Below are 17,458 nucleotides of genomic sequence, written 5' to 3' on the forward strand. Positions count from 1 at the left end.
TACTCACCGACTATCTTCTGGTTCGCCAGGGAGGTCCCATTTTGCCGACTCGAGAGCCCACCATCCGAGAAATGCCGCCGCCGCCGCACATTGTTGGATTGCAGCACTTCACCACCTATGCCGAAATCGACGAGATTCTGCGGTCGCGGAATTTCCGACAGGGGTCACATCAGGAGAGCCAGCCGTTCTTCGGGCGCTCCCTGTTGACTATCGACGGCGACGAGCACTTCGAACGCCGTCGGCTGGAGGCCCCGCTGTTCGCCAAAGCCGCGCTCGAGTACTACGAGCACACTGAGCTGATTCCGCTGATCGACAAGACGCTGGAGGAGTGCCGCGACAATCGGGATGCCGACGGGGTGGTGCGAGCCGACCTCTGCGTGCTGCTGCGCACCATGCTGGCCCGCATTGCTGCCGCCACCACCGGCATCGACGGGGTGGACACTCCTGAGCGAACCACCGCATTCCGGGAATACGTCGAGCAGCTCGGTACGGGTGCCACCGTCGAGTGGTCCACCGAGGACCACGACGAGGTGATCAGGCGCATCTTGGCGGTACGCGACGACTTCGACCGCGACTTCTTTGCCTCATCAGTGGCCCGTCGCCGGGTCCTCGTTGAGAGTTTCCACCAAGGTGAGATCGAGCGAAATGAGCTCCCGGTCGATCTGATCACCATGCTCTATCTGCATTGGAACGACGACTGGGATGAGGGGCTGCCCATCCGGGAAGCCTGCCTCTTCTTGGTGGCGGCCACTCAGACCACTACCCACTCGGTGCCCCATCTCATCGCCCACCTCGACGAGTGGTTCGAAAGCCACCCGCAGGACCGAGCCAAGGTGGCCGACCGGGAATACATCAAGCGGGCTGCCCACGAGGCCCTGCGGCTGCACCTGCCGTCGCCCGCTCTGCTGCGGATTGCCAACGAGGACGTGACGTTGAGCAACGGAAAGACCATCGCCACCGACGAGCGGGTCGCATGCCTGTTCACCCCGGCCAATCGCGATCCCAAGGTGTTCGGCCCCGACGCCGGGGAATTCAACCCCTTCCGGGAGGTCAGCTCAGTAAAGCCCTGGGGTTTGACCTTCGGCGGCGGTGAGCACATCTGCATCGGGCGCACCCTGGTCACCGGCCTCTCGGCCCGCACCGACAACGACGAGGGAACCGACGGCACCCTGGTCAACATCGCCAGCGCGCTCTACGAGGCCGGTATCGAGATCGACCCCGACGACCCGCCGACCTATACCGAGGCCAGCCACCACGATGCCTACGGCCGCTTTCCGATTCTGTTGACCAAGTTGTAGGCGAGTTATGGAGGATGAACGGCTGCACGTCACCGTCGACCACCAGCAGTGCCAGGGGGTCGGCTATTGCGAGCGGGTTGCGCCCCGAGTATTCCGACTGGGTGACGACACACTGTCGCATGTCATCGACAGCCATCCGCCCGAATCCGAGCGGGACGCAGTCGAGGAAGCCGCCACACTCTGCCCCAGCCGCGCCATCCGCTACTGACGGCCCCAGCCGCTGCTATGCCGCGGGATCGACGAGGCGGCCGACGAACAGGATTGCGCCGGTGTCCTGGTGGGTGATGGCCCATAGGAAGGGGCGGTCGGCGACGACGATGAGATCGGGCTCAGGCGGCGCGGATTCGGCGAAGGCCACGGCAGTGGCGGCGGCCGCTTCAGTGCCTTTCTCGTCCACGATCACCTTGGCACCATGGAGGGCGGCGGTGATGAAGATGCCGGGGGCGATGCCGTCGAAGCCCGCACCAGCGCAGAAACCCTGGGGACAGAGCCACTCGAACAGGTCGGTGGGCGGGAGGGTCTGCTCCCACTTGGGCATGGTGAGGTGGACCAATCCCTCTTGCGCCATTTCCTCCAGCCCAGTCAGTGTCCCTGCGCTGAGTGATTCCTCGACCGGGCCTAGTCCGACGGATTCGTGGGGGACGATCAGCCACATGGCCAATTCGTTCCCTTGGTACGGGAGCTCCACAACATCGGAGTGGATCAGTCGGACAAAGCGGCGTTCAACCGGGTCGTAGTCGCGCATGAACGGCACCGCCACCGGCTGGCCGTCGGCGGTGGTGAACTCGTCGACGCGGGTGAGGTCGGCCAGGAAGGGCACGAGCCAGTCGGCCTTCAGATAAACGGTGTTCACCAAGATCAGCTTCTGGTCTCTGACCACGCTTTCGCTCACGATGGTGGGGATGAGGCCGCGGGTGCCCTCCGACACCCAGCGGTTGATGGCGTTGGCTGCATTGACAGCATCAGCAGTGTCGACCGGCTGGATAGATGCTCCGTAGTGGGCTGAGGCTGTGTCTATGAAGGCGGGCAGCGGCGAGAACCCGTCATCAGGGAAGAGCCGGTTGGCCACTTCCAAGGTGGTGGGCTCTGCCGAGGCTCTGGCCAATCGGAGATCAACGGTGTTGGCGCCACGGTGTACTCCAAGACCCGGAAATCCGAAGATCCTGTCGAGATGGGCTCCAGAATCGGCAGAGGCCCCGGCCCGGCTCAGGCTGAACGCGAGACCGATGCTCAATGGGCTGGACACCGCGTTGCCCTTCAGATGCCGGTGGAATTCCCACCCGGCGGCGTTGACTCCGTCAACCCACTCGTCTGTAGGGGCCTCTGGATCAGCGGGCAGCCGAGCAACGGTCGGCGCCAACACGGCCGAGACCGTGGGCTCAGGTGCGACGGTTGCCGTGGCAGGAATTTCAATGGTCGCGATTGGGCCCGATGTCCTCGTCGTGTCCGAAGAACCGCAGGCCAGCGCAATAGTGCCGAGCACGACAAGCAAACCGATCAGCTTGGTCATACTTGTTTGACGCCCCAGACCCGTCGCGGGTTCCCTCGGCGCCTGGGTTTAGAGCGCTGCTCGCAGAGCCACAAGGTCGCGTTGGGCGGATTGAAGGATGTAGGCCGGGTTGTCGAGTTCGGCGTCGTCGCGAGCGAAGCCCCACATGCCGTAAGAGAACTCAATGGTCCAGGTGGCGGTGGGGGATGCGGTGCTTATGGCTTCGGCAGCCGGCCGAAGCACTTCGCCCAGTTCGTCGGCACTGGTGGTTTGGGGGTATTCGGCAACCTGCACGTGTACGTGGCGGACCCGGTCGCCGAGCACACCCAACGGCTCGGACCATTCGTCACGGGCTCCGGGATGAACGTGGACGATGGCCCCGAGCCGATCGGCGTCGGCAATGGAGTCAAACATGTCGCGGGCCACGTTGGGATCCTCGGCCACCGTGCCGAAGTGGCACTCGCACAGCAACCGGGCGCCGTCGGGAACCTCGGCCTCAAACCGCCGGAGCCGGTCGGTGTAGTCGGCGATGGAGTCGGGGTCACTGCCCACATTGAACTTGACGCCCTGTGCCCCCACCCGCTCAATCCACGCCGCGGTCTCGGCCCGGTCGGCATCATCGGGTTCGTCCCAACTGGTATAGCAACTCAGGATCCTGACGGGCACCTCCGAGGCCAGCAGCGCGTCGAGTTCCTCGTCGGGCACCGACGTAGCGTGGCGCTCCCACAGCTCCAAGCCGTCGAATCCCGCTTCGCTGATGGCGGGCAGCCATTCCGATACTCGGGTCAAGGGGTGCCCGCCGGGTTCGGCCAAACCCCAGCGGTTCGGCTCGATGGCCACCGTGCCCAAGTAGATCTGTCCCGTCATTGTGGAGCGGGTGACGAGAATCGAACTCGCGTCATCAGCTTGGGAAGCTGGGGTTCTACCACTGAACTACACCCGCGGGTGCCTGAACTATAGCCAATGGACCCGGGAATGCAGATCGATAAGTTGGGCTTGAACGGCGAGGACTAGTGTTCCTTAGAGCGGAACATCATTCCGCTAGAGCGCAGATTGAAGGGGACGCCAATGCCTGATGTAGTGGGCTACCGGGCCAAGATCGGGGTCATTGTGCCGTCGACCAACACGGTCGTCGAGCACGACTTCGCCCGGGTGCGGCCCCCGGGGGTCACGTTCCACAGTGGGCGCTTCTTGGTGGAGGCACCCGACTTGAGCACCGACGAAGCATTCCTCCACTTTCTGGACCTGATCCGCCAGACGATCCCCACTGCCGTACACGACCTCATGACCTGCAAGCCCGATCATTTGCTCATGGGGATGTCGGCCGAGACATTCTGGGGAGGCAAAGAGGGCAACGCCGCCTTCCAGGCCCGGGTGGCAGAAATCGCCGGCGACATCGGCATCACGTCCGGCGCGGCGGCCTGCAATGCCGCTTTGGAACGGCTTGGCGTGTCGCGTATCGCCTGCCTGACGCCCTACCAGCCGGCGGCCGACGAGCAGGTGTACGGCTACTTCACCGAGTGCGGCTACGAGGTGAAGCGGGTGCACGGCCTGCGCTGCGAGTCGGCCACATCCATCGCCGACGTGACTCCCGAGACTCTGGTGGGGGTGCTCCAGGAACTCGATGGCGACGACATCGACGCCATCGTGCAGTGCGGCACAAACTTGTCCATGGTCGAGGTGGCCGACCAGGCCGAACGCTGGCTGGGCAAGCCGGTGCTGGCCATCAACGCCATTTGCCTGTGGCACGCGTTGCGCACACTGGACATCAACGACCAGTTCGTGGGCCACGGGATGATGTTGCGCGACTTCTAGCCCCCCATGCCGCAGCCCCACGCCATCGTTGTCGGCGCCGGCCCGGTCGGGTGTGTGGCCAGCGCCATGCTGGCGTCGGGCGGGGTTGATGTAACGCTGCTGGAGGCTGCTCCCGAGCTGCCCCGAGAGCTGCGGGCATCCACCTTTCACCCCGCCACGCTGGATCTGCTCGACCGCTTCGGCGTTATCGACGAGATGGTCCGCCGCGGCTTGATCGCCCCCCGGTTCGCCTATCGGGACCGGCGTCAGGGAGTGGTGGCCGAGTTCGATCTCGGAACTTTGGCCGATGTGACCAACCACCCGTACCGACTGCAATGCGAGCAGTACAAGCTGTGCGAGATCATGCTTGACCGGTTTCGCTCGATGGCCAATGTCACGGTCAGATTCGGCGCCGAGGTAGTGGGTGCTGTCGATCGCGGCGATTCCGCCTCGGCCCAGTTGGCCTCCGGCGAAACGCTGGTCGCCGATGCGGTGGTGGCGGCCGACGGCGCGGCCAGCGCGGTGCGCAAATCACTGGGGCTGGGATTCGAAGGCATGACCTACGAAAACCGCTACCTGGTGCTTTCCACCCCATTCGAGATGGCCGACCACCTCGACGACCTAGCCTACGTCAACTACATCTCCGATCCGGATGAGTGGCTGGTGCTGCTGCGAACCCTGGATCTTTGGCGGGCGCTGTTTCCCGTTGGCGATGACGAGACCGACGCCGAGGCGCTCAGCGACCAGAGCGCACAACGAAGGCTCCAGGGGATTGTGGCCCGCCATGAGCCCTACGAAGTAGCCCATCGCACCATCTACCGGGTCCACCAGCGGGTGGCCGATCGCTTCCTGGTCGGCCGGGTGGCCCTCATGGGTGATGCCGCCCACATCAACAATCCGCTGGGGGGCATGGGCATGAACGGGGGCATCCACGATGCAGTGCTGCTGGGAGCGTCATTGGCCGCAGTGCTGCGGGGCGACATCGGCACTGATCGACTGGCTCACCACGCCGAGCTGCGGCGGAACCTGGCCATCGACTACGTCAGACGGCACACCCACGAGAACGCCCAGAGCCTGGCCGCTCCCGACGGCGCGGCCCGCCAACGGGCCCTCGACCAGATGGCGGCTCGGGCTGCCCACCCCGATGAGGCCCGGGCCTACATGCTCCAAGCCAGCATGATCAATGCAGTGAACGCCATGCGGGGCGAACTCGAGGAGGTCGGCATTCTCAGGAGAGGCTGAAGATCAGCACCTCGTGGGTCTCATAGCTGGTGAACACGACTTCGTTGTCGCCGTCGCCGTCTAGGTCGGCCACCGTTCCGCCGGCCGCCTGGGCGAACGACTCAGCCAGAACATGCTGCACGAACTGGCCAGGAGTTGTCTGCTCGAACCAGAACACCCGGTCGTCGCCGTCTCCGGAAACGGTGAGGTCGATGTCGCCGTCGTTGTCCACGTCGCCCCATGAGAACACCCCAGGAGCAGCCTGGAATGCGGCCCCGACTGTGGGACGTGACTCGATGCCATGGCTAATCATCCTCTGGCCCCAGGGCAGCCGGGGATCGGCTGGCGGTTCCATGATGAAGATGCCGGCTTCGTGGTCATCGGGGGTCTCAGGAGTGGGAACGTGGTTTGAGCCCACCCAGCCCTCGGTGCCATCGCCGTGCAGGTCGGGAATCACCGACAGCTGGATGGTGCGGCCCTGGGAATCGGTGATGTCGTGACGCTCCCAGACTCCTTCGGGAAGGGCATCCGACGGCGGCTCAACGTTCTCAAACCACACGTAGGACTGGCCCTCTAAGAAATACTGGCCGCTGGCCAAGTCCAAATCGCCATCGCCATCCACATCGTGGACCACCGGGAGGCTCCCGCCACCCTGGCCGATGACTCGCGGCGTCGCCTCGAAGCGGTTGGGTCCCTCGGTTCCCTTAAACCACTGCGCTTCGGCGTCGTCCAGCAATTCGGCCACCGTGATCAAGTCGTCAACGCCGTCATGGTCGATGTCGACAAACTCAGCCCGGTGGTAGAAGTGTCGTGAGCCGCTGGGGACGATGTCCCGGCGAATCCAGTCGCCCTCGGAGTTCTCCAGCCAGAACAGCGCGCCACAAGGGCCCACCGCCGGGTTGAACTCGCACACGAAAAAGCCGCCGCTGACCAGCAAGTCGAGGTCACCATCACCATCGATGTCATGGGGCAGTGCTTCATTGGGAAAGTAGATCCCGTCTTCACGGGTGATCAGCGGCTGTGGAGTCCAGTCGGCCAGTCCGCGGCCGCCGTTCCAGTACACCGTGAGGGAACCCGGGGGGAATTGCAGGGGTGTTGGGTTGATCCCCCGCCAACCGAAGGAGTTGACCACTAGGTCGAGATCGCCGTCGCCGTCCATGTCGGCCGCTTCGGCCCCTGCCGGACCGTCGGCGAATTCCTCGACCACCGTGATCGAAAACCGCTGGTCGGCTGCTGTTGTCGGTGGCATATCGGGGGGAATGATGTTGCCCTCGGCGTCTCGGGGCACCGGGTCGTCCGACGGGGCTGCTTCACCGGGGCTCTCGTCCACCGGGGCCGCCTCTTCGGGGCTGTCCTCCACCGGGGCTGCTTCACCGGGGCTCTCGTCCACCGGGGCCGCCTCTTCAGCAGCGGATTCAGCAGTAGCAGTCGGAGGAGGCGTGGCCGACTCAGGGGGAGCAGTCGGCGGAGGGCTGACCGCGGCCGGTTGCTGCGAACTGCTGCCGCCACAGGACGAGATGAGCAGGGCAAACGCGATACCCAATGCAAGCCCCACGTGTTTCGTTGACCGGAACACTGTTTCGTTCTAGCCTAAGTCCGTCATTGCGGGCAATGGCACACTTGTCCGCAAGGCCGCTACGCAATTCGAGATGCCAAGAAGTCCACTGCCGCTCACGGGGCACTAGGAGGGGAAACAAATGTTGGATCGCACTATTCGACGGTTGCTGATTGCCGGTGTCGCTATCACCCTTGTAGGTCTGTTTGTTGGACCAATGGCAGTGGCCGACCACGGTTTGGGGCACAACGGAGAGACCATGGAGATCTCCAAGAGCGAGGACATCGAAGACGGCGAGGTCGTTACCGTAACCCTCACCAGTTGGTTGCCAGGCAACACCGCCACCATCGTCACCTGCTTCAACTTCCCGGCCGTCGGACCGGCCGATTGCGAGCTGAGCAATTATGGGATGCACATCGTGACGATCGGTGACGATGGCACCGCGACCTACGACTATCCGGTGGCCGTGGTGCCAGGGCGGTGTGATGAGGCCAACTCGTGCTTTATCGTGGCAGGAGACGGCATTGGCGGGAACGCCAACTACGCCGGCCAGCCGATCACTTTCGCCGCCGCCAGTGCGGCCGAGCCCGAACCAGAATCGGAGCCGGAGCCAACCGAGGCCCCCGAGCCCGAACCAGAACCGGAGCCGGAGCCAACCGAGGCCCCCGAGCCCGAACCGACACCAGAACCCGAGCCGGAGCCAACCGAGGCCGCGGCTGCCCCGGCCCCCGAGCCTGAGCCTGAGCCGACCGAGGCCCCGGTTCAAGCCGCCGCACCGGCCGACGATGATGACGACGGCAGCTCAGTTTTGGTCTGGCTGATTCCTGTGATCATCGTGGTCGTCGTGCTCGCCCTCTTGGCACTGTGGCTCCGCCAGCGCAGGAGCGGCCGCGCTGCGGCCTGATGTGATCAGCATCAAGACGGCTCTGGCTGTTGTCGGGGTCGTCGCTGCTGCCTCGGTGGCCTGCGGGAGCGATTCCGAACCAGAAGCCGCCGCTCGGCAGGATTGGAGCATCCAATCCGGCAGCGAGATGTCCGATACAACCTTCGGCGTGTCGGTTGCCCCCAATGGCGATGTGGTACTGGCCGCGGCCACTGAGGGCAGCCTGGCCGGCCAAAACCAGGGTAAGCGGGATGTGTATCTGGCCCGGTATTCGCCCACCGGCGAGCTTCGGTGGTCATGGCAGGACGGCGGGCCCCAGAACGATTCGCCTTTGGGGGTGTCGGTGGCCCCTGACGGTTCGATCTACGTCGGCGGCTTCACCGAAGGCGACTTTGCCTCCCCCAACCAGGGATCGGCCGACGTCTGGCTGGCCCGGTTCGACGCCGACGGCAACGAGCTGTGGCGCCGACAGTTCGGCGGGCCCGCCTGGGACCGCGGTTTCGATGTAACTGCCTTTGACGGCGGTGTATACATCACCGGCTACTCCGCCGGCGTCCTCGACCCCGACACCGACCTAGGGGGATTCGATGGCTTTGCCGCTAAATTCGATGCCGACGGCAACCGGCAGTGGATCCGCCACATAGGCACCGACGCCACTGACTGGGGCCAGGGCTCGGCGCTGGCCCCCGATGGCGGGCTGTACTTCACCGGGTACACCGAGGGTGATCTCGCTGGGACCAACGCCGGCGACAAGGACCTGTTTGTGGTCCGTCTCCGGCCCGACGGCAGCCATGTATGGGCTGCCCAGCTGGGTACTCCGGCCCTCGACTGGACCCAGGGAGTGGGTTTGGGCCCTGATGGCAGAGTGCTCCTGGCCGGTTCCACCGAGGGGTCCTTCGCAGCCGACCATGCCGGTGAGCGGGACATGATCGTGGTGTCGCTCGATCCCAATGGCAACGAGCAATGGCGCTGGCAAGGAGGGACGGTGGGAGCCGACTCGGCATTCGAGATTCGCCAGGCCGGAGGTCACATCGTGGTCACCGGGAGCGTTGTCGGCGACCTTGCCGGAGAGGGCAGCTCGCGGGGCGAGCGGGACGCGGCGCTGGTCTGGCTCGACCTCGATGGCAACTTGGTCGAGTTACAGCAGTTCGGCACCGGTGCCGTCGATGACGCCACCGGACTGGATGCGTCTGCCGATGGATGGGTTGTCTGGAGCGGCCACACGTTTGGGTCTTTCGAAGGGGCCAACGCCGGCGAGGCCGACCTCATGCTCGGCTTGCTGGCAGCCAGAAAATGAGGAGCGGCAGTGGCGGCTGAGACCACGATCCGGGCAACGGGCGAGACCCTGGTCGAGGACATGACCGAGGCTGAGCGGGAGCGGGCCTGTCGGGTAGACCAGGTGCTGCCCGCGTTGACCGAGCAAGCGGTAGAGGCCGACCGGACAGGAGAGTTCCCCCTAGAGCACGTCCGCACAATCTCTGAAGCAGGGTTGTTAGGACTGACGGTTCCGGTTGCCTATGGAGGTCTCGGCGGAGGACTGCGGGATCTGTCGGCGGCCACCTTCGCCATGGCCACAGCCTGTCCGTCGACCTCGCTGGCCTACTTCTTCCAGTGCAGCGGCTCATCTCGGGGATTGCTTCCCTTGGCCGCTATCGAAGCCGGTCTGTTCGCCGACGACGAGGTGCCTGTGGTGCGGTCGTTCGGCGAGAAGGTTTTGCGCCGCATGGGTGAAGAGGGCCGCTGGGTGGCCAATTTCGCCAGCGAGTCAGTCCGGTCGAAGGACGCTGCGGTCACCATCGCCACTGAGGCGTCGCGCTCCGATGGCGGTTGGCTGCTGAACGGCGTGAAGTCGTTCGGTTGCGCCACCGGAGTGGCGGACGACTACATGGTGACGGCCAAGCTTGACACCGGCGACACCGCGGAGCACTTGGCCGTGTTCTTGATTCCCCGGGACACGCCGGGGGTGAGCGAGCGGGCCAAGTGGGATGCCATCGGCATGCGGGCCACCGCCACCCACGGGATCGTTCTTGAAAACGCCTTCGTGCCTGATGAGAATGCGCTTACCGTGCCGGCAACGTTTGTCAAGATGACCCAGGTGAGCCGGGGCAGCTTCGTCGGCAACCAGGTGGCGCTGTCGTCGGTGTACATCGGCGCCGCGCAAGCGGTATACGACTTTGCGCTGCACTTCTTGACCACCACCACCTACCACGGCACCGATGAGCCCATCGGCGGCAGCGACCTCCACCGGCAGCTCATCGGCAAGATGCGAGCCCACCTCGACACCGCCTACCTCTGGGCCCGTCGCCAGATCCTGCTGGAGACGGCCGATCCCGAGGTCATCCCCAAAGACGACGTGGTGGCCAACTGGCGGGTGGCCAAGGGAGAGATCGCCGACAACTGCTTCCAGGTGGCGGTGCAGGCCCTCAAGGCGTGCGGCACCGGCAACACCGGGATGGCGGGGGCGATTTCAAGGGGCCTACGGGATCTGTCGATGGGGCTGGTGCAGGGCTTCCCCTCCGAGCGGGGGCGCTTGGAAGCAGCCTCCTATCTGGTATTCGGCAAAGAAGGCGATCAATTCGGCACCGTTGGGGGCGCACGGTGATTTGCGCCGCTGGACACCTCCGGCTGAGGCTCGGCCAATGAACCCTCTGCGGAAGCTCCCCTGGTTCTTCCCCGGGTTGGGCGCGTTTTTGTACTTGACGGGGATGAATGACGAGTTCTTGCACATCGTTGGCGACTTGTGGCTGGACGTCGGTCGCTGGGGGCAGACCGGGGTGGTGCTGGCCCTGCTGGCCTTGATGGCCTACTTCACGCTGGACGCCCTCAATCGCCGGCGCTCGGCCTACCGCTCGGCAATCCGGGCCGCCCACATGACCCCTTCTTCGAACCCAGGAACTCCATCCCCGTGAAAGAGTGTGTCCGATGATCTATCCCGCCAATCGCCGCTCCTTATGGGCCTGCGCTCGGCTACTGGGGCTGCTCCTGGTCGCCGGATTGGTAGCCGCAGCTTGCTCGCAAGCGGCCGACGATCCACCCGCCGCTCCCACTTCTGCTCCCACAACGGCAGCCGCTCCCGATTCACCTGACGAACCGGAGGCGCCCACAACTGAACCCGAGGACACGACCGGCGGCCTGGTGCCTGTCGGCTCGGACACGCCTGGGGTCAGCGACGACACCATCACCATCTCGTTCATCATCACCGACACCTCGGCGGTTGCCGCTGCATTCGGCTGGGAAACCCCCGACGAGGGCGACCGCGAGGCCCAGGTGGCCGCGCTGGTCGATCATTTCAACGCCGCCGGCGGTATCGCCGGCCGCCAGATCGACGCCAAAGTCACGGTGTTCAACGCCATCACCGACAGCCCGGTGTCGGAGGAAGCCATTTGCAACGCCATCACCCAAGACGACAAGGCATTCGCAGTGGTGATGACCGGTCAATTCCAGGAGAACGCCCGTCCCTGCTACCACAACGCCAATACCCTCATGTTCGACGCCGCGCTATATCCGGTGGACAACGCCGGATTCGAAGAACTGGCCCCCTACTACTGGTCGCCAATGCTCCCTTCATACGACGACCTCGTAGCCGGACTGGCCACCGGACTGATCGAGGATGGCTGGTTCGACGGGGCCACCCTGGGCATCATCGCCATCGAATCCGAGCTGAGCCAGAGGGTCTACGACGAGCAGTTCGCCCCCCGGCTGGCCGCTGCCGGGGTAGAAGTCGCCTCGTACAACACCATCGACCCCACCGACGGGACGTCGTTCAACAACGACCAGCTCCAAGCCATCATCAACTTCAAGGAAGCGGGAGTGGACAAGGTGGTGGCCATCGGCGGATCTCGGCTGGTGTCGTGGTTCATCGACACCAGCATCACCCAGAACTACGCCCCCGCCTACGCAGTATCCAGCTATGACGCCCCCGAATTCAACGTCTTCAACTACCCGGAGATGATGCCGGGGTCTAGCGGCATCAGCGTGCTTCCCGGCTACGACGTGAACGACGAGCAGTACTCGTTCCCCGCCAGCCCAGCCGAACAGGAGTGCGCCGACATCTTCGCCGCCGCGGGTCTGGAGTTCGTCGAGCGGGCCAATATCCGCACCGGGCTCATGTTCTGTGACGTGCTCCGTTTGCTGAAGGCCGCCGAGCCTCACCTGACGGAGGTGAGCGCCCAGGGGGTCAGCGAGGCGATGTGGGCCCTGGGCGACAGCTTTGAGGCGGCTTCGGTCTACGGGGTGGAGTTCACCGAGGGCAGCTATGCCGGAGGCGATCTCTATCGCCGATTCCGGTTCGACCCTGAGTGCGAGTGCATGGCGCTGACCGGCGACCCGGTGGACTTCGACGGGTGATGCGAGTGCATGGCGCTGACCGCCAACTCGGTGGACTTCGACGGATGATCGGCCGCCATGGACAACGAGGCTGAGGGGCGCCCCGGCAATCCTCGGTTGTTGGCTGCGGTTGCCTGGCAAGGGGCGGCTCTGGCTTCGCCCCTGCCGGCCCTGCTGTTCTGGCGAGAAGAGATCGCCGAGCGCCTAGACCGATTGGGGGAGGAAACCGGCGAGACCGCGCTGCTCGGCGCGGCGGCCGTGGTGGCGGCACTGGCAGTACCGCGGCTGCGAGACAAGCTGCCGGCGGGGGCGATGCTCATGCTGGGCGGGCTGGTGGCGGCGGTGGGCCTGGGGCTGATGGCCTGGACGGTAGAGCTGGCTCTGTTCACTGTCGGCGGCGTGCTGTTGGCGGTGGGGGCAGCTCCTGGGCTGGTAGCCCATCGGATCCTGCTGGCCACCGATGCCCGCCCTGCTGATCGGTTCCGCACTTTGTCGTGGTATTGGGCCGCGGTGGCTGTGGGCGCGTCGTGGCCGCTGTTGGTTCGCATATTCCACCCGGTGGGATACGACACGATGCTGTGGATCAGTGCGGCGCTGATGCTGGTGGGTGCGCTCCTGGTCGGCCGCCACGCTCTGGCCCATGACGAAGGCCAAGAGGTTGAAGTCACTGTTGCCCGTCCCGACGTCCCTTGGGCCCGTCGGTCGTACGGTGCGGCCTTCGCCGTGGGTGCGGTGGTCATCGGCGGGGCCGACGCCGCCCAATCGCTCCTGCTGGGGGAATGGCAGCGCAGTGCGGTGCAAAATGCCGCGGTGCTGGCCGCCGGAACCGGGGCAGCCGCCCTGATCTGCCTGTTCGGCCCGTGGTATCACCGGCTGCACCGGCTCACCGGCAGCCGTCGATCAGACGCGATCGGAACCCAGCTGCTGATGGCCGGTTTCTTGGTGTTCCTAGGGGGGTTGTCGTTCACTTACATCGGGCTAGTGGTGTGCTGGTTGTTCGCTGGGGGAGCCATTGCTCTGGCCGCTTCCGGGCTGGATGCGGCCGTCTTCCCATCGCTGGCCCCCGCGGTTCGACGGGCAGTGTCCGCCCGCCAGGTGCTCTGGGCGGGGGCGGGAGGGCTGGCCGGGTCGCTGGTCAACGCCCATGTCATCGGATCGTGGTCGGATCAGTGGAAGATCGGATGGCTGGGACTGCCCCTTTTGGTTGCCGGTTGGGCGATTCGCCGCTTCGCAGCTCCAGCACGCGAGGCCGAAACAGCAGCGGCCCAAGCGCAGGCCACCACCGTGCCTCGACGGGTCTATGGCGCCGACTCCCAAGGGCCGCTGCTCGCGGTTGAGCAGGTGTCGGTGGCCTATGGGTCGGTGCAGGTTCTGTTCGATGTGGACCTCCAGGTTGAGGAGGGCGCGGTCGTGGCCCTGCTGGGCACCAACGGCGCGGGCAAGACCACCCTGTTGCGCTCGATCTCCGGTCTCGAACCGACAATCGGCGGACGCATCGTGTACGCCGGGCTGGACATCACCAAGACCCGTCCCACGTGGCGGGTGGGCATGGGGCTGCATCAGATCGTCGGAGGAGAGGCGGTTGTCGGCCCTCTCACCGTGGCCGAGAATCTCAACCTCTTCAGCCACGGGGTCGGCCGATCACAACGCGACCAGGGCATCGCCGAGGCCTACGACCTATTCCCCCGTTTGGCCGAGCGGTCGAACCAGCGGGCGGCCACCCTTTCGGGCGGGGAGAAGCAGATGCTCTCGTTGGCCAAGGCCATCATCGCCCCTCCCCGCCTGCTGCTGATCGACGAGTTTTCGCTGGGCTTGGCCCCGACGGTGATCGCCGACCTGTTGCCGGTGGTTCGACGCATCGCCGATCAGGGTGCCGCGGTGCTGCTGGTGGAGCAGTCGGTCAACATTGCGCTGTCGGTTGCCGACCACGCTTACGTGATGGAAAAGGGTGAAATCGGCTATTCGGGCCCGGCCGAGGATCTCCGGTCCAGACCCGACCTGTTGCAGGCCGCCTATCTCGAGGGATTGGCCAAAGCCCTCGGCAGCGACGGCGGTGAACAGGGAGTGCGCTGATGGGCTCCTTCGACATCTCCGGCCCTCTGGTGCTGCTGGGAACGATCTTCGGTCTCGGCTACGCCCTCTTGGGCATCGGCTTGGTGTTGGCCTACCGATCCAGCGGATTCATCAACTTCGCCCATGGCTCGATTGGCCTGGTGGCCGCTTCGATGATGTCGGTGGTGGTCAAGGACTACGGGGTGCCCTACTGGTTGGGCTTTGTCGGCGCGCTGATCGTGGCTGCGCTGATTGCCGCTGGGATCGAGGCCTTCGTGGTGCGGAAGCTGGCTTCGGCGCCCAAAGTGCTGTCGATGGTGGCCACTCTCGGGGCGGCCGAGGCATTGCTGCTGTTGGCTCTGTCGTTCTCCAAGGGGGGCTTGGGCGGGGGCAACTTCCCCCAGCCGTCGGGGTTCCCCCAATTCGACCTCACCGTGTTCGTGTCGCCGTCGGCCACCGCGCTGCTGTGCCTGTCGCCAGTGGTGGTGGGCGGGCTCTACCTGTTTCTCCAGCGGAGCCGATTCGGCCTGGCCATTCGGGGGGCGGCCGCCAACCCCGACTCAGCCACTTTGGCCGGGGTGGACCCCCGGCACATGGCCATGCTGTCGTGGGCGCTGGCCGGGGGCATCGCCGCGTTCGCGGCCATGCTCATCATCCCCAACCAGTCGACGGTCACCGCTGACGCCCTTGGGCCCGACTTCATCATCCGCGGCCTGGCCGTGGCGGCCCTGGCCCGATTCGCCAACCTGCCAATCGCCCTCCTCGCCGGTTTGGGGATAGGCGTGGTTGAGCAGATTCTGGCCTCCAACCCCGAAGCCACAGGATGGTTCGAAGTGGCCCTGTTCTTGCTCATCCTGATCGGAGTGGGTCTGCAAGTGCGCGTCGGCCGTGAATTGCCGGAACGCTGGTCCAGCCTGTCCCCCAGCCGGCGACTGCCCGACTCGTACCGCGACGTCTGGTTGATCCGGAACTTGGGCTGGGTTGTGGGAGGGGCAGCCGCGGTGGCGGCGGCTCTGGTGCCCCTGGGAATCAGCAACCGGTCGGCGTTCGTGCTTTCCACCATCGTGGCCTTTGCCACCATCGGCATTTCGGTGAGCTTTCTCACCGGTTTGGGCGGCCAGCTGTCGCTGGGCCAAGTGGCCTTTGCCGCCCTCGGCGCAGTGGCCGGGGTGCGAGTGGCCACCGAAACCGGCAGCCTCGTACTAGGCCTGTTGTGCGGCGGGGCGGTCGGCGCGGCGGCATCGGCCGCGGTCGGATTGCCAGCCCTGAGGGTGAGGGGCCTGCTGCTGGCCATCGCCACCTTGGCCTTCGCCCTGGCCACCTTCAGCTGGCTGCTTCGCCAAGACTGGGCGTTCGGCGTCGGTTTGTCGTCGCGCCCGGCCAGCGTGTTTGGGATCGACCTCACCACCTCGCGGGGCTTCTACTTCGTAGCGCTGGCGGTGTTCGTGGCCGTGCTGGCCATCGCCAATGTGCTGCGCCGATCCTCGTTCGGGCGCTCGCTGGTGGCGGTCCGCGACAACGAGGCGGCGGCCCGGGTGTTGCAGATCGCCCCTCGGCGGTTGCTGTTGCAGGCCTATGCCTTCGCCGGGTTCGTGGCCGGTGTCGGCGGTGTGATCCTGGCCATGAGCAACACCTTCGTCACCCGCAGCATCTTCACCCCCAGCGACAGCATCAACGTGGTGTCGCTGGCGGTCATCGGCGGGCTCTCAGAGCTGACCGGCCCCCTCATCGGCGCGGCCTATCTGATCGGCATTCGCGAGTTCTTCGACCTCGAGCTGTCGGCTCTCGCCGGTTTGAATGCCGCATGGCTGATCTTGATTCTGGAGCAGCCCCGGGGTTTCCACGGCCTGCTGGCCACCACTCGGCGCAACCTCATCGACCAGATCGCCCGACTGCGGGGCATCGATCCGATTCAAGCCCGGAGTGAGGCTGACGACCACGAGGCAGGCATGGCATCGGTGGCGGCGGCAGCCTCAATCCAGGCTTCAAGTTCAAGCGGAGTCATGCTGGAGGTGAGCGGTCTCACCAGGAGTTTCGGGGACCTCGTCGCAGTGGACGATGTCTCATTCCGAGTCAACAGCGGCGAAACGATGGGGCTGATCGGGCCAAACGGTGCGGGCAAGACCACCCTGTTCGAGCTGATCAGCGGCTATCTGCGGCCCCATGCCGGCACAGTGCTCTTCGAAGGGAACGACATCACCCGATTGACCCCGGAATCCCGCAGCCGTCGGGGGTTGGTGCGCTCTTTCCAGAACGCGCCGCTGTTCCCGACCATGACCCCTCGCGACATCATCTTTCTGGCCAACCAGCGGGCGCACCAGCATGGGTTCGTGGTCGGAGGGTCTCGCGCTGAGCGCGAACTCGAAGACCATACTGCTGAGACTCTGGCCATGTTCGGCCTGAGCAGCCTGGCCGACCAACCGGTCAGCGTGCTGTCCACCGGCACTCGGCGTCTGGTCGAGCTGGCTGCCAACGTGGCCCTGCGCCCCCGTCTTCTGCTCATGGACGAGCCTTCGGCGGGGATTGCCCAAGCCGAGACGGAGGCCCTTGGGGCAGCCATTGAACAAGTCCGCGAGGTCTATGGCCTCACCCTGGTGGTGATCGAGCACGACATGCCGCTATTGGCCTCGGTGTGCGATCGCCTCATCGCCTTGGAGGTGGGTGCGGTGATCGCGGAGGGAACCCCAGCCGAGGTTCAAGCCGATCCTGCAGTGGTCCAGAGCTATTTGGGCGGCGACCCCACCGCCATCGCTCGGAGCGGCTCGATCACGCCCCCTCAGAATCCCTAGCGCCAGGCTTAGCTACGCCCCCTCAGAATCCCTAGCGCCAGGCTTAGCTAC

The 17,458-nt window shown here is 65.3% G+C and carries 14 protein-coding genes and 1 tRNA gene; 11 read left to right on the forward strand and 4 right to left on the reverse strand.

Going from position 1 to position 17,458, the window contains the following annotated elements:
• Positions 1-71 precede the first annotated feature (71 nt).
• The gene (locus tag ACOGXH_RS15445; RefSeq protein ID WP_419929978.1) at positions 72-1,298 is read left to right on the forward strand and encodes a cytochrome P450; all 1,227 of its coding nucleotides are present in this window, start codon (positions 72-74) and stop codon (positions 1,296-1,298) included.
• A gap of 7 nt (positions 1,299-1,305) precedes the next feature.
• Positions 1,306-1,506, forward strand: coding sequence for a ferredoxin (locus tag ACOGXH_RS15450; protein WP_419929979.1), 201 nt, complete (start codon positions 1,306-1,308; stop codon positions 1,504-1,506).
• Between the two features lie 15 nt (positions 1,507-1,521).
• On the opposite strand, the gene ACOGXH_RS15455 is transcribed toward ACOGXH_RS15450, so the two are convergent.
• The 3 genes from ACOGXH_RS15455 to ACOGXH_RS15465 form a co-directional block, all read right to left on the reverse strand.
• A complete protein-coding gene (locus ACOGXH_RS15455; RefSeq protein WP_419929980.1) occupies positions 1,522-2,661 on the reverse strand; it encodes a serpin family protein in 1,140 nt (379 codons plus the stop codon).
• A 195-nt stretch (positions 2,662-2,856) separates the two neighbouring features.
• Complete coding sequence (locus ACOGXH_RS15460; RefSeq protein WP_419929981.1) at positions 2,857-3,654, reverse strand: sugar phosphate isomerase/epimerase family protein; 798 nt, start codon at positions 3,652-3,654, stop codon at positions 2,857-2,859.
• A gap of 2 nt (positions 3,655-3,656) precedes the next feature.
• A tRNA-Gly gene (locus tag ACOGXH_RS15465) sits at positions 3,657-3,730 on the reverse strand.
• Between the two features lie 125 nt (positions 3,731-3,855).
• Here ACOGXH_RS15465 and ACOGXH_RS15470 point away from each other — a divergent pair.
• Together ACOGXH_RS15470 and ACOGXH_RS15475 are read left to right on the forward strand one after the other, a co-directional pair.
• Positions 3,856-4,602, forward strand: a complete 747-nt coding sequence (locus tag ACOGXH_RS15470) for an arylmalonate decarboxylase (protein WP_419929982.1) — start codon at positions 3,856-3,858, stop codon at positions 4,600-4,602.
• A 6-nt stretch (positions 4,603-4,608) separates the two neighbouring features.
• Positions 4,609-5,823 carry an FAD-dependent oxidoreductase gene (locus ACOGXH_RS15475; protein WP_419929983.1) on the forward strand — a complete coding sequence of 405 codons (1,215 nt, stop codon included), beginning with the start codon at positions 4,609-4,611 and terminating at the stop codon, positions 5,821-5,823.
• On the opposite strand, the gene ACOGXH_RS15480 is transcribed toward ACOGXH_RS15475, so the two are convergent.
• The gene (locus tag ACOGXH_RS15480; protein WP_419929984.1) at positions 5,810-7,378 is read right to left on the reverse strand and encodes an FG-GAP-like repeat-containing protein; all 1,569 of its coding nucleotides are present in this window, start codon (positions 7,376-7,378) and stop codon (positions 5,810-5,812) included. The genes ACOGXH_RS15475 and ACOGXH_RS15480 overlap by 14 nt on opposite strands.
• A 121-nt stretch (positions 7,379-7,499) precedes the next feature.
• On the opposite strand from ACOGXH_RS15480, the gene ACOGXH_RS15485 reads away from it, so the two are divergent.
• The 7 genes from ACOGXH_RS15485 to ACOGXH_RS15515 are packed head-to-tail and all read left to right on the forward strand — an operon-like array spanning position 7,500 to position 17,407.
• Positions 7,500-8,261, forward strand: a complete 762-nt coding sequence (locus ACOGXH_RS15485) for a hypothetical protein (protein WP_419929985.1) — start codon at positions 7,500-7,502, stop codon at positions 8,259-8,261.
• Position 8,262: 1 nt separating this feature from the next.
• Positions 8,263-9,537, forward strand: coding sequence for a hypothetical protein (locus ACOGXH_RS15490; RefSeq protein ID WP_419929986.1), 1,275 nt, complete (start codon positions 8,263-8,265; stop codon positions 9,535-9,537).
• Between the two features lie 9 nt (positions 9,538-9,546).
• A complete protein-coding gene (locus ACOGXH_RS15495; protein WP_419929987.1) occupies positions 9,547-10,842 on the forward strand; it encodes an acyl-CoA dehydrogenase family protein in 1,296 nt (431 codons plus the stop codon).
• Between the two features lie 37 nt (positions 10,843-10,879).
• Complete coding sequence (locus ACOGXH_RS15500) at positions 10,880-11,149, forward strand: hypothetical protein (protein WP_419929988.1); 270 nt, start codon at positions 10,880-10,882, stop codon at positions 11,147-11,149.
• A 13-nt stretch (positions 11,150-11,162) separates the two neighbouring features.
• Complete coding sequence (locus ACOGXH_RS15505; RefSeq protein ID WP_419929989.1) at positions 11,163-12,587, forward strand: hypothetical protein; 1,425 nt, start codon at positions 11,163-11,165, stop codon at positions 12,585-12,587.
• A gap of 57 nt (positions 12,588-12,644) precedes the next feature.
• Complete coding sequence (locus tag ACOGXH_RS15510; RefSeq protein WP_419929990.1) at positions 12,645-14,639, forward strand: ATP-binding cassette domain-containing protein; 1,995 nt, start codon at positions 12,645-12,647, stop codon at positions 14,637-14,639.
• A complete protein-coding gene (locus ACOGXH_RS15515) occupies positions 14,639-17,407 on the forward strand; it encodes an ABC transporter permease subunit (protein ID WP_419929991.1) in 2,769 nt (922 codons plus the stop codon). Before ACOGXH_RS15510 ends, ACOGXH_RS15515 begins: the two co-directional genes overlap by 1 nt.
• Positions 17,408-17,458: the final 51 nt, after the last annotated feature.

The sequence above is a fragment of the Candidatus Poriferisocius sp. genome (assembly GCF_965208355.1).
GTDB lineage: Bacteria > Actinomycetota > Acidimicrobiia > Acidimicrobiales > Bin134 > Poriferisocius.